The organism is Ferrimonas pelagia, from assembly GCF_039543565.1.
GTDB classification, from domain to species: domain Bacteria; phylum Pseudomonadota; class Gammaproteobacteria; order Enterobacterales; family Shewanellaceae; genus Ferrimonas; species Ferrimonas pelagia.
The window spans coordinates 1-20,807 of sequence record NZ_BAABJZ010000076.1 but is presented as its reverse complement, the minus strand read 5'-3'; the positions used below and the strand labels follow the sequence as shown (position 1 = coordinate 20,807).

Annotated in this window: 12 protein-coding genes; 3 read left to right on the top strand and 9 right to left on the bottom strand. The window is 51.4% G+C overall.

Annotated elements, in window-relative coordinates; translation table 11 throughout:
- Positions 1-32: 32 nt before the first annotated feature.
- The 3 genes from ABEA08_RS11565 to ABEA08_RS11555 all read left to right on the top strand — a co-directional run bounded on the left by ABEA08_RS11565 (position 33) and on the right by ABEA08_RS11555 (position 8,571).
- Positions 33-1,028, top strand: a complete 996-nt coding sequence (locus ABEA08_RS11565; protein WP_345335470.1) for a hypothetical protein — start codon at positions 33-35, stop codon at positions 1,026-1,028.
- Between the two features lie 304 nt (positions 1,029-1,332).
- Entirely contained in the window at positions 1,333-7,491 is a 6,159-nt protein-coding gene (gene hhe, locus ABEA08_RS11560) for a DUF4011 domain-containing anti-phage protein Hhe (RefSeq protein ID WP_345335469.1), read from the top strand.
- A 96-nt stretch (positions 7,492-7,587) separates the two neighbouring features.
- Positions 7,588-8,571, top strand: a complete 984-nt coding sequence (locus ABEA08_RS11555; RefSeq protein WP_345335468.1) for a 5'-nucleotidase — start codon at positions 7,588-7,590, stop codon at positions 8,569-8,571.
- Between the two features lie 13 nt (positions 8,572-8,584).
- On the opposite strand, the gene ABEA08_RS11550 is transcribed toward ABEA08_RS11555, so the two are convergent.
- From ABEA08_RS11550 to ABEA08_RS11510, 9 genes are all read right to left on the bottom strand, one after another.
- Positions 8,585-9,145, bottom strand: a complete 561-nt coding sequence (locus ABEA08_RS11550) for a hypothetical protein (protein ID WP_345335467.1) — start codon at positions 9,143-9,145, stop codon at positions 8,585-8,587.
- 46 nt (positions 9,146-9,191) lie between these two features.
- Positions 9,192-10,469, bottom strand: a complete 1,278-nt coding sequence (locus ABEA08_RS11545) for a hypothetical protein (RefSeq protein WP_345335466.1) — start codon at positions 10,467-10,469, stop codon at positions 9,192-9,194.
- Positions 10,466-11,752, bottom strand: coding sequence for a hypothetical protein (locus ABEA08_RS11540; RefSeq protein ID WP_345335465.1), 1,287 nt, complete (start codon positions 11,750-11,752; stop codon positions 10,466-10,468). The genes ABEA08_RS11545 and ABEA08_RS11540 overlap by 4 nt, the downstream gene beginning before the upstream one ends.
- Positions 11,745-14,852, bottom strand: coding sequence for a DEAD/DEAH box helicase (locus tag ABEA08_RS11535; RefSeq protein WP_345335464.1), 3,108 nt, complete (start codon positions 14,850-14,852; stop codon positions 11,745-11,747). Before ABEA08_RS11535 ends, ABEA08_RS11540 begins: the two co-directional genes overlap by 8 nt.
- Entirely contained in the window at positions 14,849-15,697 is an 849-nt protein-coding gene (locus ABEA08_RS11530; protein ID WP_345335463.1) for a serine/threonine protein kinase, read from the bottom strand. The genes ABEA08_RS11535 and ABEA08_RS11530 overlap by 4 nt, the downstream gene beginning before the upstream one ends.
- Positions 15,685-17,742, bottom strand: a complete 2,058-nt coding sequence (locus ABEA08_RS11525) for a protein kinase domain-containing protein (RefSeq protein ID WP_345335462.1) — start codon at positions 17,740-17,742, stop codon at positions 15,685-15,687. Before ABEA08_RS11525 ends, ABEA08_RS11530 begins: the two co-directional genes overlap by 13 nt.
- 54 nt (positions 17,743-17,796) lie before the next feature.
- Positions 17,797-18,684 (bottom strand): hypothetical protein, encoded by an 888-nt coding sequence (locus ABEA08_RS11520; protein ID WP_345335461.1) that lies wholly within the window; start codon positions 18,682-18,684, stop codon positions 17,797-17,799.
- The gene (locus ABEA08_RS11515; protein WP_345335460.1) at positions 18,684-20,354 is read right to left on the bottom strand and encodes a DUF3696 domain-containing protein; all 1,671 of its coding nucleotides are present in this window, start codon (positions 20,352-20,354) and stop codon (positions 18,684-18,686) included. Before ABEA08_RS11515 ends, ABEA08_RS11520 begins: the two co-directional genes overlap by 1 nt.
- A 116-nt stretch (positions 20,355-20,470) precedes the next feature.
- Entirely contained in the window at positions 20,471-20,680 is a 210-nt protein-coding gene (locus tag ABEA08_RS11510) for a hypothetical protein (RefSeq protein WP_345335459.1), read from the bottom strand.
- Positions 20,681-20,807: the final 127 nt, after the last annotated feature.

Here is a 20,807-nt window from a genome sequence, read left to right as displayed (position 1 = left end):
CCATCAAAGCTTTATCGACAAGGACGCCAGCTATGAACCAATTCAACACCATCGAAGAACTCTACGGCGAGCAATGCCACCAGTTCGAAGCCGCCATGGACTATGCCACCGGACTGGATTTCAGCCGCTACGCCCAGCTCGATATCCTGCCCTTTATCGACCAGTGCATAGACTATCTGGAAACCCACAAAAACGAGACCGACTCGACCAAGCAACTGGTGCTCGACCGTTCTGGCAAGCTGCGACTTCGTAGCCATAACAAGCTGATGGACGCTGAGTACGATTACACGCCTCCCTCCCAGCGCAGCTGGGAGGAGTACTTTGCCAAGACAAAGTGTCAAAACGGCAAGTCCGCGGGCGACCTCATCTTGTTCCACTTCTTCCCAACCCTCGCCAATCGCGGCTCCAGCATGATTGACGATCCCATAGAGCGACAGCGCAATCACGCAGTAGCGGCCGCCAAGGAGCTGGAATACCGACGCGACGAACTGGTCGCAGAGCTGGAAGAGAAGGCCGACGAACTGATTGAGGGCCTCACGGCCATCCGCAATCGCTCGCCACATCGAAGTGAAGTGGAACTATGGGATGCCATGTCCGATCTCCTCACCAAACATCACCCGCTGTCCGGCCTGTCTGAGCTCTATCAGCAATACCGCATCGCCTTTGGCTTCACCCGTGACGGCAGCCAATTCAGCATGACCCCAGCCTGCTTCCAGGCGCTCAATGCACTGAACTTAGGCAAAGGCACCCTGCTGCCAGGCCACACCCTGGCACCGGACGCGGCTTTGTCCCACCAACAAACTTGCCAGGTGATCCACCAGCTAAACAGCCTCTTAAGCCCAGAGCTGGACGAAGCACTGGATTGGGACAACGAAAACAGCGGCTTCGACGACGACTTCGGCACCCTCAACAGCATCGCAAGAAGCAAGGACAAGTCCCCGGCCCTCGTTAGCAAAGCGGCAATGACCACCACCTTCGCCTATTGGAACAGCCATAACCAACGGCTAGAGCCGGCGAGTAAGCAATAACGACGGGGGAGTTCAACAGGGGTCAAGGAGTCAGGGTCATTGAAACGCCAGTGCTTGAGGCCCGAAGCTCCTATCATTGTAAATTTGTGCGTTCCTTGCTGTAGAACCACCGCCAGTAGCGACATTGAGAACACCGGTGCCAGTGCCGGGCATAATTCGAGTGGAGTAAGACCACGACCATTCTGGTAGGTAATCTGTCGGGATAGAGATTAGACACGAATTGGACGCAAACAAGAGCAAGCTGTGGCCCTTTGAATGCATGACGTTAGTACTCCAATGAACTCAATACCCAGCGTGATGGAAAATGAAGAATAAAAACAATCTGCACTGGGAGGGGCAAGGTATCTTCCTCTCATTCGAACGCAAGCTGCGAGGCAAGGCCCTGCCCTATCACAACTTCGAGTTGCGTCGGGTATTCCGAGACGATAAAGGACTTCACCTGGAAGGTCTTCCTGAGGGTGCGCCTCAGCGGGAAACCATGACGCTCAGCCAGATCCCTGGTTACATCAAAGCCGGTGAACAAAGCTTTGCCAGTTTACAGTTGCTCCCCAGACTGGAGAGTGGCCGCCTCAGCCAAGACACGGCCAGCAAACAGACTGGGCCCAAAGTCGGCTTATTCCAACGGCTGAATCAAGCAAAGATCATCACTAGGGAAACTAGCGCGACTGTGTCACAGCCCAGAGCACAGGCTCATCCAGAGGCCAGCGAGTTGTCCAAGCAGGGTCAGCAATTGATTGAGTTACTGGCTCAGCACCCAGGCCTGAAGGCGAAGGAGATCGCTGAAAGACTCGCTGCACCTCGCAAAGTCGTGAATCAGCTGCTCTATGGTGAGCTGCAAGCTTATACTCACCAAGATGCCGACTTTGGCTGGCGCAAATTAGACGGTTCGCTGCCAATAAAATCGGCAACACAGCCCTGCGCGTCACAACAAGCGCTTCATCAAGCCCTAACGACCTCGAAGAAAAAGCGTATCGATATGACTCAACAATTAAAGCGTCATCCGCAACCTCAGGCTCAATCGCAAACATCAGAGCCGTCTTCCAAGCGCTCGTCTAAGGGTTTTGCCTTCGAGTCATTGCAGGCGCTGCGTCAACGCCTGTTGGATCTCAGTGGCCGCAATAAGCTCATCAGCTATCGCTACACCAAGACCAACGCCATCCGCGTGGTGGATGAACTGCCAGACCAACTGTTCGACCAGCTGCTCAATGATAAGTCCATGGTGTTTGGAGCCGTGCCTGAGCCCCGCCATGAACAATTGATTGAAGCAGGCTTTATTCGAGTCGACGAGGAAACCGGTAAAGAGACCCAGCTAAAAAACCCGACGGCCAAAGAGTGGGCCAATTGGCTGGGGCTAAATACCGATTACGAACTGCCTAAAGCAGAGAGCAGACTCCACAGCAAGCATCAAGACAGTGAGATCCAAACTTTGATGTTTCCACCGGAGATGGAATCCCGCCTGCGTGGCCTGCGCAGTAAAGCCAATACGGCAATCGAAGAGACCGGCGCCAACGTCCTGTTTTTGGCTTTTGGCTTCCTGGAGTGGCAGGAAAGCAATGACAGCAAACTGGTGCGTCATGCGCCACTGCTGATGCTGCCGGTGACATTGGAGAAGGGCAAGCTGGACCCCAAACTGGGCACCTATCGCTACTCATTGAGCTACAGCGGCGAAGACCTGTTACCCAACCTATCCCTGCGGGAAAAACTCCGTCAGGACTTTGGCTTGGCACTGCCCGATTTTGACGAAGCCCCCTTGCCGGAACAATATCTGGCGGATGTGCAATCGGTGATTGAGCGCCACCAGCCAAAGTGGCGAACCCACCGCCACTGCACTTTAACCCTGCTCGACTTTAGCAAACAGCTGATGTATTTCGACCTGGACCCTGAGCGCTGGCCGCAAGGCGCCCCAAACATCACTGAGCACCCTTTGGTGAAGCGCTTTTTCGAGTCCCGCAGCGACGACGAAATAGGGGATTTTTCTCAGGAATACCGCATCGACCAGCTCAAAGGCGTGCATGAACACTATCCGCTTATCGACGATGCCGACAGCTCGCAGCACAGCGCTCTGATCGACGCCATCAAGGGCAAAAACTTGGTGGTCGAAGGCCCACCGGGCACAGGCAAATCACAGACCATTACCAACCTGATTGCCGCAGCCATCGCCCAAGGTAAAAAGGTGCTGTTTGTTGCCGAGAAGATGGCGGCATTGGAGGTCGTGAAGCGCCGGCTAGATAAAGCCGGGCTGGGGGATTTCTGTCTGGAGTTGCACAGCCACAAAACACAAAAGCGCAAACTGCTTGATGACTTGGCGGCTCGCTTAGCGATGGAGGGTAAGTTTCGCGCTCCACATACAATTGATACCGAGATTGAGCTGTACGAAGCCAACCGGGCCAAACTCAGTCAGTACGCTGAGAAGCTCAATACCCAATGGCAGCAGACGGGCAAAACCGTTCAGCAGATCCTGGCCAGCGCCGTCAGATATCGCGAGCAAAACAGCACGGTTCAGATCGAGCTTAGTCCCGAGACATTTCATGGTAAAAATCTCAGTGCAGCCAAACTCCGAGGCTTGCAAGATCAAGCCGAGATGTTTGCCGATATCTATCAACAAATGGCTGCTCAGTGCGAAGCGCAAAAACTCGAAGCCCACCCCTGGTATGGTGTAAAAAACCTGCAGTTGGCCCAGTTTGAGTTTGAGAAGTTAATCACCCCGTTAGGCCAGTGGCTCGCTCAACTGGCGCGTTTGGCCGACACGCTGGATAAAGATGACTTGAGTCAACTTGGCCTGTCTGTACAGTTGCCCTGGCAACAATTAGAGCAGCAAGTCACTCGTTTAACCAAGCTGCCGAAGCTGGCAGGGGATGAAGATCTCTCCTTAGTGGCCCAGCTCAGTGAGCCCGGTGAGCTAGGTCGACTAGCCCAATTGCTGCAGGACTACCAGCAGCTCCATGACACCAACGATGCCTTAGCGACGCTGTTTGAACCACAACTGCTCGATTGCACACCGCTTCAGTCTCAGCTCAGTCACGAGCTGGACAGCTTGATGCAAATCAGCGGCGCTCCTGATGCCAGCCCTGAGCAACTGGTAATCCGGCTTACGACTGTGGAAAACACTATCGAGCAGCTCAAGCAAGTAGAGAAACTGCTCAGCGATATTCGCCCCAACATGACCGAGGGAGCCAAAGCGAGCCTAAAGACCTCCCGCTTGGGGCTCAAAGAAACCACCTTGCTGTTTGAGTTTGCCCAGTCGCTGGACCCGGCCCTGGTACGCAACCGCCAGGCACGCTTTGATAACCCAGCTATGGATCCGCTACTCACAGAGCTGGAGCACGATCTCAGTCAATGGCAAGCACAACAAGTAGAGCTGCAAACCACCTTCCGGGTAGAGCGTTTGCCACAAGCGGAAGAACTGCATCGACTGCATGACACCTTGCGCGGTAGCAGTCTGTTCAGTTGGTTCTCCTCTGCTTGGCGACAAGACCGGAAAACGGCACTGGGGCTGGCTCAAAGCTCGACCAAGTTGGAAGCCTTAGTTGAGGCTTTGCCTCAAGCCGCACAGTTTAAGCAATCGGAATCCGACCTGATCCAAAGCCCAGAGTATCAAAATGATCTAGGCGAGTTATTTCGTGGTACTGACACCGACATCACTAAGCTCAAACAGCTGCGCAGCTGGTATTGCGCACTGCGTGAAGAGTATGGTTTTGGCTTTGGTGCGCGTGCTGCGTTGGCGGATAGCTTGATGGCGTTACCCGCCCAAATGTTATTGGGCATGCAAAACCTGGCTTCCCAGCCTGAGTATGCGGCGCTGACCAACAGCCTCCAAGCACTTGATCAACTCCAACAACACTTTAGCCATACGCCTGCGCTCTCAAATAGCAGACAGGACCTGCTCGATGAAAACCATGGTTTGCTGGCATTGAAAACAGCGCTTCGAAACGGTTTGAATGCGCTGCAACCCCAACTTCGCCAGCAAGATGCCCCTCTGAGGCGAGTTCGCGAACGCCTCAATCAGCTGTTAGGCCATGAGAAAGCGCAACAACACTGGAGCCAGCAAAAAGGATCCTTCGTGTGGGGTAATGCGCTGGCTCTCGATGTCCATGCAGGCAAGTTCTCTGAAACCGAACTTGCCCGAGTCCGACGGCACCAAGCTCTGACAGAGAGCATCGGAGACCTGCCGCAATTGATGGAGATGTTGCGCGGTGAGCATGGCCATCTGGCCTATAACCAGCTCACCAAACATGCGGAGTTGGCCTCTCAAAGCCTGCTCCAGTGTAACGAGGGGCGCAAACAGTTCAGCAGTGAAGCAAAGTTGGATATCGAGCAGTGGACCCAGTTTGGCGGTAACTCCGTTGCGCAACTGATTGGCCGCAATCAGCGAGCCTTGGCACAAACCGACTTCCTCAATACCTGGATTGATTACCTCAACATCCAGCACAAGATGACACAGTTAGGACTGGGTAAACTGACACTGGCCGTCGAACAGCATCGTATTGAAGCGGGCTCTTTGGATACCGCGCTCGCGGCCTCGATCTACGCTCTGCTGTCAAAAGAGATCATCAACGAGGCACCGGAGATCATGCGTTACTCCGGCAAAGAGCAAAGCGCGATTCAGAACAAATTCCGCGAATACGACAACAAGCTTAAAAAACTCAATCAGCAGAAGATCGCCTATCAGGCGAGCAAGCATGACGCACCTGCAGGTAACTCAGGTGGCAAAGTCTCCACCTACAGTGAGATGGCCCTGATCCGACACGAGCTGGGCAAGAAAACACGCCATCTCCCTATTCGCCAACTGATCAACCGAGCCGGCGCGTCGTTGGTCGAAGTGAAACCTTGCTTCATGATGGGCCCAATGTCCGTTGCGCAATATCTGGAGCCGGGCCAGATTGAGTTTGATCTGGTCGTCATGGACGAGGCCTCACAGGTGAAGCCCGAGGACGCCATTGGCACCATCGCTCGAGGCAAACAGGTTGTGGTGGTTGGCGATCCTAAGCAGCTGCCGCCCACCAGCTTCTTTGATCGTGCCATCGATACTGAGGAAGAGGACGTCTCTGCAATTGAAGAGTCCGAGAGTATTTTGGATGCAGCGATCCCGATGTTCGGTTGCCGCCGCTTGCGCTGGCACTATCGTTCCCGCCATGAATCGCTCATCGCCTTTTCCAATAAGTCATTCTATGACTCTGACTTGGTTGTCTTCCCTTCACCTTTTGCCCGCTCAGACGACTATGGGGTGAAATTCACCCGAATTGAGCATGGCCGGTTTGTAAACCGCCGCAATATTGAGGAGGCCCGCGTCATAGCCCGTGCCGTCGCGCACCACCTCAAAACACGCCCCGGCGAATCATTAGGCGTCGTTGCCATGAGTGCTGATCAGCGGGAGCAGATTGAGCGCAGTATCGAGGAGATCAGTAAGGACGATCCCCTGTTGCAAAACGCTTTAGCCAAGGAGTCTGACGAACCACTGTTTGTCAAAAACCTGGAGAACGTCCAGGGGGATGAGCGAGATGTCATCTTTATCTCGTTCACTTATGGTCCTCAAGAGGTTGGCGGCAAAGTGCCACAACGCTTTGGCCCCATTAACTCCGCCGCAGGCTGGCGTCGCTTGAATGTTCTGTTCACTCGTTCGAAAAAGCGGATGCATGTATTCAGCTCAATGACCGGTGCCGACATCCTGACCAGTGAAACGTCCTCTCGCGGCGTCATCGCATTGAAGGAGTTCCTCGCATTTGCCCAAACCGGTGTCATGGCACAGGCTACTCATACCGGGAAAGAACCTGACAGCGATTTCGAGATCGCGGTGATGGAGCGACTCCGCCAATATGGCTACGAATGCGAGCCTCAGGTGGGCGTCGCGGGCTTCTTTATCGATCTAGCGGTCAAGGATCCGGGCAAGCCTGGCCGCTACCTGATGGGGATCGAGTGTGATGGCGCCACCTACCACAGTGCCAAATCAGCTCGAGACCGTGATCGTCTTCGCCAACAAGTACTGGAAGGCTTGGACTGGAATATCCAGCGGATCTGGTCCACCGATTGGTTTAAGAACCCTGAGGGTGAGTTGGTGCCAATTCTGCGACAATTGGATGAACTGCGCACTCCGGCGGCGGAACTTCAGGAAGAGACGCAGCTGGCGTCAGAAATCGAAGAGATTGAAGCAATTCAATCGGACTCGGCGGCGCAAGATGAGGTCACAGATCAGTTCCGTCATGAAGTCGGCACGCTGCAGGAAAAACTCAGACACTTTAATGCGTCAGTCATCGTACCGGAGTTCCCCGATACGCCTGATGACAAGCGCCTGCTTCGCCCGGCAATGGTGGAGGCGCTTGATGAGTTTCAGCCCTGCACCAAGTCCGAATTCAATGAGCGGATTCCGGCCTACCTGCGTCTAGGCACAGCATCACCTGAAGGCCGAGCATTCCTCGAAGCAGTATTGGATATCATTGAGCAGTTTGAGGTGGAAGTGACAGGCTGAAACAGAGTAGTTTTTAGATAGGACAGGCATTGCGATAAGTCCACAACCAATGCCTGGGTTGTCATGGATGAGTAAGAAGATCACACGGAGGTGGCTATGCCATTTGACCTCACCAACACCCTTGTCGTCGGGATCAGTGCCACCGCCCTATTCGATATGGCCGAGTCAGACCGGATTTTTCGGGAGACCAAGGACTCTGATCCCAACACGGCCATCGAGGCCTACCGGGCGTACATGCTGAAGCATGAAAATGACCAGCTGGCTCCGGGTACCGGCTACCCATTGGTGAAAGCCTTGCTCGGGCTCAACCAATATCAAAAGGACGACCCATCTCCGTTGGTCGAGGTAGTAGTGATGTCCCGCAACAGTCCCGACTCAGGGCTGCAGATCCTCAACAATATCCGTAGCCACGGACTTGGCATTACCCGCTCCGCCTTTACCGCTGGAGAGTCGGTCGCCGACTACCTCGACGCTTTCAGTGTCGATCTATTCCTTACCACAAATGTCGGCGATGCTCAGAAGGTGATTGACTCACGCCAGTGCGCTGCCGCCATTGTCAAAGCGCCGCCATCAGATGCCGGTTCGATCCCTGAGGGCCAAGTCCGTATCGCCTTCGATGGCGACGCCGTGCTGTTTAGCGATGAGAGCGAGTTGGTCTACAAGACCCAGGGCATGGCCGAGTTCCACGCCCAGGAAGATGCAGCCCAAGACACCCCGATGAAAGAAGGCCCCTACGCCAAGCTGCTGCACAAACTGTCCCATCTGCAGGACCGGCTTCCCATGCGGGTAGAGTACTCCCCCGTCCGCATCGCACTGGTCACCGCACGCAACAGCCCCTCCGAGATGCGGGTGATCAAAACTCTGCGCGCGTGGGGCGTCTACGTCGATGAGGCTTTCTTCCTCGGCGGCGTCGGCAAAGACAAGGTACTCAAGGCCTTCCGCCCCCACATCTTCTTTGATGATCAAGACGTCCACCTAGATGCCGCCGCCAACATAGTGCCTTCCGGCAAAGTGCCCTATGCGAGCGACTCTCAACTGGCGGAAAAGCACCCCAACGAGGCAAGTTATAGCACCGACTGACACATACCAGGCTCTACCAGTCATTGTCGAAACTGCTGGAGCCAAAACTGTCGTCAAAGGATGAGCCAAACGAGTCATCAAACCCTGAGCTGAGGCTGTCGTCGATCCCTGAGCTGAAGCTGTCACTCGAATCCATCCCATAGGGGTTACCGCCAACATCGATGCCGCCGATCCCATCCCCCATCATGGGCAGCCCGGTCGCCGGATTCATATCCGACGTTCCCATATCAGCAAAGTCCATGCTATCGCTGGAACTGCTGCCACCACTCCCATAAAAATTGCCACCGGCATCGATCCCGCCAATCCCCCCCATCATCGGCAAGCCCGTCACCGGGTTGATATCGGAGATATCATTACCCATGCCATCATTCTCGGCGCTCTCCATATCCAATGTCGAAAACGTCGATGAAGTGCTAAAAAATGGATCGTTGGCCCCGATATCATCCTCAGAGCTCGGCGCAGAAGCACCAGTCCCGGTAACCCAGAAGCCGAATCCCCCGCCGATCAAAACGCCAAGCGGCCCGAATAAGCTGCCAAGCAGCCCGCCAAACACCAGCCCTAGTGCCCGTTTCATCCCCTTGCTCCTATCTTCTCCTCACTGGACTCGCCACGTCTGTTGCTTAGCCTAGCGACTGCTTTTTCTCTTTTCGATACTTTCTCAGCGGCGGCAACACCACAAATATCAACGTTAGCAAGGTGATCACCCCTGAGCCTAGCCAGAACGGCAGTCCCATCTGCTCCTTGTTTAGGGCAAAGATGGTCGCGAGGGAGCTGGCTGGCAACAGCAACGCGGCAATCAAAGAGACAAACAGCAGCACTGAGCCATTGGTCTCCTCCTTCTCCTGACGCCACAATGTGTGGCTATGATCCAGCTCGGTAAAGGTTTGCTCCTCAATCTCCTTCAGTCCGGCCTGATCACACAGGTACTGATAGAGCTTTTCGGCGAAGGGGTAGGTTGACATATGCGAGACCTTGTAGCGCCGCCGAAAATCGGAGATGCGCTGGAACAGCTGACTGCGCTCCTTAGCCGCGCCTAAAATCAACTCATCTTTGAAGTGATTCAGGTAGATGCGCTGCAGGATCACCATGGCAAAAAGGTCTAGATAATAGTGGTTCTGACACAAGTTCAGCTGCAAAGAGGAGCGACCCGGCGTTTCATCGACAAACACCAAACGATTCAGGTTGAACTGACAGCGCCAATCGCGCCAGTAGCAAAATTGCTGCCCCTGCAAACGCTCTAACTCCTTCGGCGACAGGCTATATCTTGGGTTGGCCAAGTCTACCCCGGCACTGAGTTTGCTCACGCACAGATCGCTTGTTTCGCTTCGCTCACCGACTGCTTCCGTGTTTTTGACCCAGCAGCAGTTGACTAACTCATGACCAAAGGCATCCTCGCCGTAATCCCGCTCCTCATCCAATGGGATAGCCAGCAACGTGCTGAGGTGATCCCTTAGCGTGTTCAATTGGCCGTGTACATCTGTCCAATCCGGCAAGCTATGCGTGTGCGTTCTCGGATGCCAAGCAAAAACTGTGCGATTAATTCGGGCTATCGTCTCGGCGTCATATGTGCCCTCGGAGACGAAGTGAAAGTAGATCAAAGCGGCCCCCTCGACGATCAGCAGCTGCAGTGCCACCAATCGCACCGTCACGCCTTCGTCAACCAGCGTCAGACACCCCTTATCGGTCTGTGCCAAATCGAGCGTAAAGCGCCCGCCCTTAACTGGCCGCAGGATAGACGCTGTCGAGCGCGTGTAGAAGCGACGGGTATCCTTGATTTGAATCGCGTCGAGCCCCTCACTCCAGTGCGTCCAGGGCTGCCTGCTTAACAAGGGACGGCTCTGGCGCTCGGACAGTACCAGCGGCAACAAGCCCCAGCCAGTCCATTGATAGTCACTCATGCGAGCGCCTCCGCTTTAGGCTCGGGCTTAGGTTCAGGCAGCCAAGCTGCCTGTCGTCCCATGTTTAGCCGTGTCGTCCACTCCCGCAGCTGCTCAATTTCCTCTTCGGAATAGTTGGCGTGCTCGGCAATATAAGCGGCGACAATTTTGCCTGTTCGCTGCTTGAAAGGTATGGCATAAAAGGCCTCACCCAAACGAGTCAAGTCGCTCAGTTGGTTAGCCATGCGCTGTTCTATGGGATCATTCAAAACAAAACGCACCGTATGGCCGTTGAGTCTCCCCAAGGTCACGGGTTTGGCCTGATGCTGTGGGGTCTGACAGAACAGAATGGCTGGCTGAGCGCCCTCAAGCTTTCTCTTCAACCAGTTGTCACCAGCCTGCTCAAGCGTGACCAGTGGCAGCCCAAAGGCGTCATAACGGATAGAGAACTCAGTAACGCCATCTTTACTGAGTTCATCACGCAATATCGTATTGAGTTTGGCTTCATCGAGCGGTTGGGTCATCGAGATAATCGCGTTGGCATCATACTCAAGGCAGGCCTTACCGAAAGCCACCAAGGCCCGCTCCGGTTGCTTACGCCCGACTAGAAACAGCTTGGTCTGCAGATAACCCGAGGTGTAACCCTGCACCTCACCAAAGGCAATGGCTTCATCAGTCAGGTTCAATGCCCGCTTAGAAGGTATGCCGCTCAAATCCATTCCTGCCAGACTCACCATTTGTGATTCTTCAAGGATATGGCTGTACTTCATAAAACGGCCGCTTTCCGGGCTTCGCAATTCATTCAGCTCCGAATACACCAATCCGTAGGCCGCTCTCGGTAACAATTGTTCGGTGACGGCGCAGTAGCGAAAGGCCCGTTGGACTAGGCGCACCGGTACTCCGGACTCTAACGATTCCGCCCCCAGCTCACTGAGTGATAACTGGCCACTTTCGTAACAGAGCAGGTCGCGCCCCAACAGATCTTCCAAGTGGCGATTCACCAATTTGTTGGCTAAGCCGGTAAGCAGACAGATGGAGTCGGGTGACCGGATCCCTTGGTCAATCAAACGAAACAGCATCAGATCAATGTCACTGAGTTCCTCCCGACTGCGTTCTTTCACCAATATCTTGATATTGAGAATGGGCAACATGCAGTTTTTGGCATAGTAGATGGTTTCCCCATCCTTTAGGTGATTCTCCAGCACCTCTGCATAACACTGATTGAGGCTATATCGTTTGGCTTTCCCCTGGTTGGATTCCACTTTTTTAGGAGCTGTCTTTTTAGCGGCTGGCTTTTTAGTCATTATCCTTCACCTCATGGTTTCGATCAGCTGCTGACTTAGGTTTAGATGGGCTCTGCTGCCCAGCTCTCTGTTGTCCGTTGCGCTTGGCTCTTTGGGCTGACGGTGGTGAAAACCGCACAGCATCCAGCAGCGCCCCTTGTTTGACGCAGCTGTTCCTTAGCAATTGCATCGCCAGTTTAAATTCGCTATCCCGTGCTTCTTTTCGGGTCGCCCCCTTCATCAAGGTTTGGGAGTCGCCTATCATTACCAGCTGCTTTTTAGCCCGGGTCTGGGCCACATTAAGCCTGCGCCAGTCAGCTAGAAATCCCACCTGCCCTCTTGGGTTAGAGCGGGTAAAGGTGAAGATAATCAGGTCTCGCTCTTGCCCCTGAAAGCTGTCCACAGAGGCAACCAACTCGTTAAGCGGCATGGTCAGCTCAGTGAGTTGTCCCTGACGCTGTTGACGGCGTATCGCCTTTTGAATGGTTTTAACGTGATTGGCATAGGGAACAATCACCCCTATCTCACGTTGCTCCGCCAGCTCTGGCTTTTCTTGGATCGCCCGCTGAAGAACCTCGATAATCAACCGTGTTTCGCACGCATTGTCTTGTACGACCGTACGGCCATCTTGATTGGTAGCTTGCTCCGCTTTATTTGCCATGCGACAGGTGTCTACCCAAACCATGGGTTTAGGGCAAAACGACAACAGCGCCTGCTTTTTATCCATACCGACACCGGCAAAATAGTTACCTTCGTAAAACGCCTCAGAGACAAAGTCGCTGATCATCGAGGGGCAACGAAACTGAGTATCAAGCATGATTTTCCGGTCGTCAGGAGCGTTATTCCAAAGATGCTCGAACCAGCTCAAGCGATACAGATCTTTATGCTCTTGCTCTTCAAATCCCTGAGCGGCGACCTCCTCCAACACTTCGTCACTAACCACAGGGGGCAACTGCTTGTGATCGCCCACCAAAATGGCCTTAGGCGCACGAGATAGAGGCACAATCAGGTTATGTAGCTGGATTTGACCGGACTCATCGACGATGACGACATCAAAGTCCAGCTCTCTAAAGAGAGCCTTAGTGTTGATACCGATACAGGTGGCGCCGACAACGTTGACGTTTTCTATCAGCATTTTATACAGCGCTTGCTGTCGCTCACTTTTCAACTTGTCAAACCAGGTCGTCAAGTCAATGAGGACGTTATCCAAGCGTTTTGCAAGTGCTTCCAACTCCTCGACTTCGGCACATGTCACCTCTTGCGAGCCCGTACCCGGCATGATAATTTCCGGCACGACAGACTCACTTGGGCCAAAGTAACCAGTAATACGAGCTATCGCTGATTCGAGTTCCTGCTTGGACCTAGAGCGTGTCAATTCAAGGCCTAAGCTGTCTTGCTGGGTTTTAGCATGCTGCTGCTCAAGTAACGCCTGTCGCTCCTCCTCCTGACCAAGTTTTTTCCTGATGGATTTCAGCCGGAACGAATTCACAACCTCTCCAACAGACTTAAGAATCGGCCATTGCTGACTGCTCACGTGATCAATTTTAAGCTGGCATGACTGCAATTCGTTTTTGACGGTCGAGATCTCTCTAACCAATTCAACTAATTTGTTTTGCAGCAGTTCAATTTCGATCTTAGAGGTGACCAACGAGCCTCTAAGCGAGTCTCTTCTTCGGATCAATACAAGGATCTCTGGAGCGTTTTTGATCAGCCTTTCAAGCAGTGACTTTTGCAAACTCAGCTTACTCAGTATCTCGTTTGCCTGAGCAAACATTTTTTCTTGTAGCTCAGCGGCCTTATTGTCCAACATGATGGCTTCGAGCGACGAGCTGATCTTGTTCTCACTCCCAATCCGTAGGCACTCAAAATCGTCCTCTTCTGCCAGACGCTCCAGCACGTTGTCTACGGCTTTATTATTTTGAGAGGTCACCAAAACCCGCTTGCCCTGGGCGGCAAAATATTTCACCCACTGCAGGATCACGGTCGTTTTACCTGTCCCAGGCGGCCCTAACACCAGAGTAAAGTCGTCACTCCCCGCCCCGCTGTTAATCGCTTTAACCTGAGAGGGGGTTGGCGGAAACTTGCTGGGGGGCAGTGGCACCACTTCCGGCTTCAGAGGTGAATAGCGGTAAGAACCTGCAGCGACAGAGAGCAGCCAAGGGTTTTTAGTCGCTTGCGCCTCTAGGGCATCCACCACAGCATTGCGCACTTTCTTTAGGGTGGGGAGCGCCGCTATCCCGAGCATCGCCTCAGTAGGAATCAGCTCTGAAGCGGTTTGCCGCTCTACACTGACATAAACAACCGGCTTCTTTTCAATTGGAGTTAAGTCTGTCACCTCAAACAATACTTCCGTTGGCTCCTGCATTTCGGATAGCAGGACCAAAAGACTGGGCTTGAGCTCTAGTAAGCGAGCATAATCAAACTCATCAAAATGCACCTCATAATGCAATCGGTAGGTGGTAGCCCGGCTACGTGCGGTAATGGAAGTGGCTGTAAATGGCATGGTCTGTTGTGCCGTTATCTGCTCGAGTTCGTACTCAGAATCGATAAAGCTACGTATCAACTCTAAAGATTCACGCTCATCATCGCTAAGCCGGTCCTCCTCAGGTTTTTCAAGCGCGACTTCCTCTCCATCCGCATTCCAGGGAGAGTGGATGATATCGAGCAATTGCTGGACATAGCTGCCGCTCTCATAGCGACGTTCTTTCCGTTCGAAACCCTCGCCAAACTCAATGCCGGTCAGCACCTTAATACCAGCAAACGAAACAAGCGCACCTTTCTCCAAAGCCTCTTGGCGATCCCGGTTACTGGCAAAAAATATACGGTTTATCCACAACCTTAACCTGCCGTCCTTTCGTACAATATTCACCGTGACCTTGTAGTTGCCTACCAACAAGCTGATATTTACGTTATCGCGGTTTTTCTGCTTAAAAGCACAGGTCCAAGCCTTGGTGGCACTGCTAAGTTGCGAAAAAACCTTTGCCTCTGAAGGCCCGTTCTGAGGCCAGTTATTATCGCGATAATGTTTGTCTGGCCGATGCAGCAAAGGGATCGCCGAGCCATAATTTGAGATTTTATCCTCCGGCCAAAAAGGTACCTTTTGCTCTAACAATTCTGTCATCGTGCCCTCCTGGCATTCATCTTCCTTGATACATCCCTGAGGCCATTGGCCACCGTCGACGCCTGCTTTAGACGATCATTTGGATTAAATCTGAGTCCTTTGACCAGCAAGTCATTCAATTCGGGCAGGCACCAGTTGGGTAGGGACAGAACGATGTCGGTGTCCCAATCGGTATGGTTGAAGCTGGCCTCAAGCGTGATTGGCTGGCCGGTAAGCAGAAAAAGAATGGTCTGGCATAACGAGAACACATCACTGGTACCGGAAAGGCTTACCGAACGAGTCCCCCCCTGCTCTGGCGAACGGTACAGGTAGGTTCCCTCTTCAATTCCCCGCTTTTGATTCGACAAGCCAAAATCGATCAGAACCACATCCCGCACGTTACGACCCGTCACTTGGGCAACAACGTTCTCCGGCTTGATGTCCCGATGAATAACACGCAATCGATGCAGGTTTGCCAGTTTACTGGCCAGCTTCTCTGCCACTTTGATGCGCTCCAGCCCCTCCTGTTGAGATTGGGGAGGCCGGGTAAAGATTTCCGACAGTGGTTTGCCATCTATCCAATCGGTCAACAAATAGTGAGTATTTCCATCTTGCCAGTGGTGGTGGCATCTTGCGCTTGTGCCAAATGGTAAGCGGTTCAGAGCCGTCACCTCATGTCGAACGGTCTTGGCCTCTCTAGGATCATCAACTTGAAGCAGTTTTAGTCCATAGGTGAGACCTGGCATCGAGGCATGTTTTACCCGATAAAAGGCTCTTTTAGTGGCAGCATTTTCATACACAACCTTGTCCAATTGGTAGCGAGTATGGGGCAACAGCCCCAATCCACGAGCGGCTAATCGTTCCATGATCCAATCACCTTAATAACATCATCAATTGCGGGGCGGTGCCTTGCTACGTTATGAAGCACTCGCTGTAGAAACTCAGCGTGACTTGTCGCTATCCCCATGTCTTGACAGAGCCCACCCCAAAAGGCGCGACGACGCCCCTTGGCGATCAGCTCCTTGGCGGACTCTTTAAAAGGCAATGAGCCTCGAAGTAACTCCACTGCAAGTACACCCAAGCTAAAAATATCTGCCGAGTAGCTAAGACTCTGACCGGGTTCGTTGACCTCTGGCGCCTGGTAGCTTGCGGCAAATGTCCTCCTAGCGTTTAACGGCAAAGTGGCTACAGTTTCCAGCTGACATAGCTCAAAGTTGATCAATAAGGGATTGCCCGCCTCGTCGATACGGATGTTATTAGGATTGATCGCGCGGTGGATGATCATGGGCTCGCCCACTGATTGGATCCCTTTTAAAATCTGAGCCAAAGACAGCAGCAACTTAATGCGCTCGCCGCGGGTTCGAGAGGTTTCCATCCACGCTTTAAGCGAAACACTAGGTGCTGCTTGCAAAAATATATATAGGTTATCGTCAGTTTCTTCTTTGCCATCAAAGTGCTGAACACCATCAATACTTTTTCTTGCCAGTCGTTTTAGGATCTGCGCTTCCCGGCCCAAGCTTTGGATCTCCGCCTGCCGGTGCACCCGACTTAGGTGATCGATCATAAATCGCTTAGCCCACAAATGATGCTCATCTTCCCAAGCGTCGTAGATCTGATAGTAATCGGTCGACTCCGACGCTATCGGAGTCTGGCTACATTGATAATCGCCGATCACAATCCTGTCCCCACCACTAGCCGGCGCGATATCAATGAGTTGGCTCACTATCCGATTAATTTCAGATTCATCTAGGCGATGCTTCAGCTTTTTTCCAAATCGCCCTTTACAGAACCCAAGCAACATTTGTCCCAGATGTTCTGTATGCGCCACCATGACTTCTCCCGCTTGGTAGAAAGGCGCCGGAGTAAGTTGACCTTGATAGCCACACTGGACCTTGGCGTAAGGTGACGTAAAAACTACTAATCCAGCATTTTTCAACATCGGATCTAAGCCTTTAAAGGCGGGGTGATCCCCAAAGCGGCGGATCGACTCTCTTAGCTTATGAACCGGGTTAGAAAAACAATGTTCACCTCTGTCATTCGCAACCCACATGCTATTGCGCTGGCTCGTTGCCATCTCAATTTTGATGTCACCGTGGTGATCTTTAAGCTCGACAGGAAGAACGCCGAAGGGGTAAATGATTAAACCATCAAAAAGACGCGATGCATTGTCACTGAGTATCGGAGGACACGATAAGATCCGAAAACCGTTAAACTGCTCATACTTGAACAGTTCAGTAGCCAGTTCAGCTAAGCCACGACGCTCGTGCATCCGCTCTTCTTGCGGCCCGACAAAAGGGTTGTACGGCCACTCATCTCGAATAAAGGAGTGGGCTTCTCCCATCGGGAAGAGCAGTGCAGACCAATCTCTATCAGCGACCGCAGGCAGGAACTGACGATATTGATTACCCGCGATCAGTGAACTGTAGCTCGCATCAGACTCACACAATACTTGGCTATCCAGGCCATCGCTGGTCAACATAAAAAGCGTACTGTCGTGAGGAGTCATCGTCAGCTGATTAATGACAGGGGCCTGATTTTGGCCCACCACCGACAGTGGCTGGCTCTCCACCTGCGTGCCAGGATAGCACTCAAGTCCACCAGCCACCTGAAACAACCTCAAGTTTCCGACAACATGGCATTCATAGCCTTGATGGGTTCGTGTAACGACTCCCAGAGTCGCCTGTAACGACTCTTCCTGAAACATCGCGTGCACGGATCCAATCAGCGCCTTCGGATCAAATACTTCTGGTTTCTGACACTCCTCTAACCAACTCTTCAGCAGTGTCAGACCACGTCCAACATCCGTCCCAGAGACCATGTCAGCAATGATTGCCTGGCGACCCGTTCGGTGTATCCAAGTGAAGTCACCGACATTGTCTTTCCCCGAAATACTTTTAAAATGAAGTTCCATCTATTTACGTAACGTCCATACAATCAACAACTCAGATACCACGATCTGCGATGTCTAATTCAAAATAATAACCTGCTGTTCCGCTCCGGCCTTCAGCCCTTCAATATGAGCAAGCGTTTCATCTCGCTCCTCTTTTCCGCATATGCTAAGGCTAAGTTTATCTGCTTGAGTTCCTTGTATAACCCCGACACTAAAGCCATGCCCTGCTTTCACTGCCGCTCTATCTGTAATCATATAGCGGTCATGAAAATATCGTTCAGGAGCAATTAGATAAGAAAAGGAAGGAACATACCTATACCTATTAAGGAACTCTCTTTCGAAAACCTTTATCGGATCAGCCGTTGCAACACTACTTACTAGCAATATCCGTTCAATCTGCTGGCTTTGCTGCATCTCTTGAACAATTCCATGCAACACCTTGTTACTTGCCAGCCGAAAATATTGATCGACAATAATCAATTCTTTACTTAGATTAAGTAAGGAGCTTATTGCCCCCACGATGCTAATGTCGTCCCTATCGATCCAGGTCGTCTTGGGAACAATCCATTCCCCATGCCCATCAATAATATCTGAGTAACCTATCGACTTCTCACTTTCCCTCTCAGAAACAATCGTTGAGAACTCTCGATATGTGCATTGAGCAGCAACCCATTTCTGCCAATCCGAATGCTCTATGTCATTAGCAATGCCGGTTCTATCATTAGGAAATAAAAGATATGGGTTACTCTTGTTTCTTTGTAGCTTATTAAGAAAGTTGGTCACTGACTTCTTTTTTACCGGTGGTAAATCCGATGCTTTTACGCTCTGAGCAGCCTCACGTACCCACTCCTTCAAGGGGGCGATAACATAACGCCCCTCCTCGAATCCAAAGGCTGTCTTTAACAGACCATAGTAGTGAAATTCGGACAGGCAATGTGGATCTAACGCAACTTCCCTATACATCAGAACAGCTCCCCATCTCGCTCTTCGAAGAAACCTTGCGGCCAATCTTCAGTCAGATCTCCATCTTCACTTAACGAAGTTCTTCTGGCTACCACCCCATTATCTGTCGACTCTAAATAGACAATAGAGACATCCTGTATCGATACAGAAGAAAGCCCCTCTTCCAATTCGCCGTTGGATGTCTCTCGGATCCGCCGCAACAATCTGAGTATCAGATGTTCACTGTGTGTCTCAATCAAGTAATTGTTAACACCATCAGTCTGAGTTAGCAGATCACCTAGTGCAACTTGCGATTTAGGGTGTACATGAAGCTCTGGCTGTTCACAGCATATGAGCCCCTTGATATTCATGGTTGCTGCAACCACCAACGGGAAGACCTGAGATACACCGGCACCGATATCAGCCGCAGTGACCTCAATCTCATTGTGAAGATCCCATAACGTCATACTCTTCTTTTGATAGCTGCTTTGTGAGACCAAGTTGTCAAGTGACACATTCAGTGAATCATCTTGTCCATCTGCAAAGCTTCGGTTTTGGCGATCAAAGAGTGTTGATATGTATTCCTTTGTACCGCACTCATTTTTTTCGACCAAAACAAAACCTAGGTCTAACCCCTGGCGAGTAGCTAACCATGAGTTAATATCGGAAATCTGTTTTATTGAACAACTGGAAATTGCATCCCAACTCGCTCTTCCCGTATACCAATCTTTTTGTTTTGTCGTTACCTCGGCATCAAAAGTGGAATCTGGGATCTTCCTTAATGGCCCAATCACCAAGCTGCTATCCAGTATGTCTTTAAGGTTGTCCAGAGTAGCAACAAAAATATCGCTAAACACTTCCTCAATCCGTTTGGTATTCAATGCATCATCAGCTTCAATACTCGTCATTAAAACTTTACCTAACGTCGGCAAAACTCCTCCCTGTGACTTGTACTGAAACAAAGTATGAAGTTGATTGTTGCCCACTTCAGGCAGCTCAATCACTTTAGGTGTTGAAGTAGCAGACTGAATGATAAAATCATGAAACTCTCCTAAAATATTGTCATCCCTGTCAGTACGATGATGCTCAAACCACTCACCTTCCAAGTCACTTTTCAGCAGTGGATGTAGATAATTAACTTTATGGACTTGTGCATTTACTGTGTAATCATGGTTTATCGATTCAGCTACAAATTCATCATCTAACCATATAGCCTGCCGACATACGAAAGCAGTTTGCAAAGAGTTAGACCATTTAACCTCTAATTCAACAGCCATCCTATTAGCCCATTCAACAGGGCTACTAATACATAGAAGGTTTCTTTTGTCTTTTGGATTGCTATTATTTTCCTGTTGTTTAATATCATCGATAAAAAATTGACTCGCATCAAAGGTATTACCAGAAACCGTTTCTGGCATATCGTAATCAACCCTGATAACAATACTCTTTGATAAGTCCTTCCCATTGACTAAATTCTCAAATCCACCAACGAATTTATTCCCCAGAACTTCTAGTCGCTGAGGGTTACACTGCCCTGACCGTAGAATACCCTGAAGATAAACCAACGCCATTAAAACACTGCTTTTACCGACACTGTTCGGACCAAACAACAGAGTCACTGGTGCAAAATCTATCGTTTGTGTATCCCTAAATGAGCGGAAGTTGGTTAGGGATAGCTTACTGATTCTCATTATCTACAATCCTTGTTATGCCGTGACCAACCTACGGCATCCTAGCGCGCAATCCACTTAGATTCTCATAGTTGAGAAGATATTTATAGGCCTCTAAAGTCAGCCTGTTAAACACCTTATGAACGAGCACAAAAAGCAATAGCACGATCGAGATAAACTTCCAGGCGACCACTCCGGTCACCATTAAAATCATGTAGAGCGAGCGCATCTGTAGTTAACGTCAGAGATCCTCCCAGGGAAGTAGATATAGTGGTATCAGCAAAGCTGAAAGCCACAACCGTGGCAATCACGGTGCTCTTGATTGAACCGGTCGCGGCTTCATCCATCTAAATAACTGATCCTAATTGTGCTCCAGTTTCTGCAATCCATGACCACCACCCGGGAATGGTGAGGCGTTGTTCATGAAGTACTTCACCCGCCTGATTAGTTGCCACATGTGCTTGCATCGATGAT

Bases quoted from the DNA above. Each gene is read 5' to 3' on its own strand.
- ABEA08_RS11510 (WP_345335459.1), bottom strand. From the start codon at position 20,680: ATGGATGAAGCCGCGACCGGTTCAATCAAGAGCACCGTGATTGCCACG.
- ABEA08_RS11550 (WP_345335467.1), bottom strand. From the start codon at position 9,145: ATGAAACGGGCACTAGGGCTGGTGTTTGGCGGGCTGCTTGGCAGCTTA.
- ABEA08_RS11555 (WP_345335468.1), top strand. From the start codon at position 7,588: ATGCCATTTGACCTCACCAACACCCTTGTCGTCGGGATCAGTGCCACC.
- ABEA08_RS11530 (WP_345335463.1), bottom strand. From the start codon at position 15,697: ATGGAACGATTAGCCGCTCGTGGATTGGGGCTGTTGCCCCATACTCGC.
- hhe (WP_345335469.1), top strand. From the start codon at position 1,333: ATGAAGAATAAAAACAATCTGCACTGGGAGGGGCAAGGTATCTTCCTC.
- ABEA08_RS11540 (WP_345335465.1), bottom strand. From the start codon at position 11,752: ATGACTAAAAAGCCAGCCGCTAAAAAGACAGCTCCTAAAAAAGTGGAA.
- ABEA08_RS11515 (WP_345335460.1), bottom strand. From the start codon at position 20,354: ATGAGAATCAGTAAGCTATCCCTAACCAACTTCCGCTCATTTAGGGAT.
- ABEA08_RS11565 (WP_345335470.1), top strand. From the start codon at position 33: ATGAACCAATTCAACACCATCGAAGAACTCTACGGCGAGCAATGCCAC.
- ABEA08_RS11545 (WP_345335466.1), bottom strand. From the start codon at position 10,469: ATGAGTGACTATCAATGGACTGGCTGGGGCTTGTTGCCGCTGGTACTG.
- ABEA08_RS11520 (WP_345335461.1), bottom strand. From the start codon at position 18,684: ATGTATAGGGAAGTTGCGTTAGATCCACATTGCCTGTCCGAATTTCAC.
- ABEA08_RS11525 (WP_345335462.1), bottom strand. From the start codon at position 17,742: ATGGAACTTCATTTTAAAAGTATTTCGGGGAAAGACAATGTCGGTGAC.
- ABEA08_RS11535 (WP_345335464.1), bottom strand. From the start codon at position 14,852: ATGACAGAATTGTTAGAGCAAAAGGTACCTTTTTGGCCGGAGGATAAA.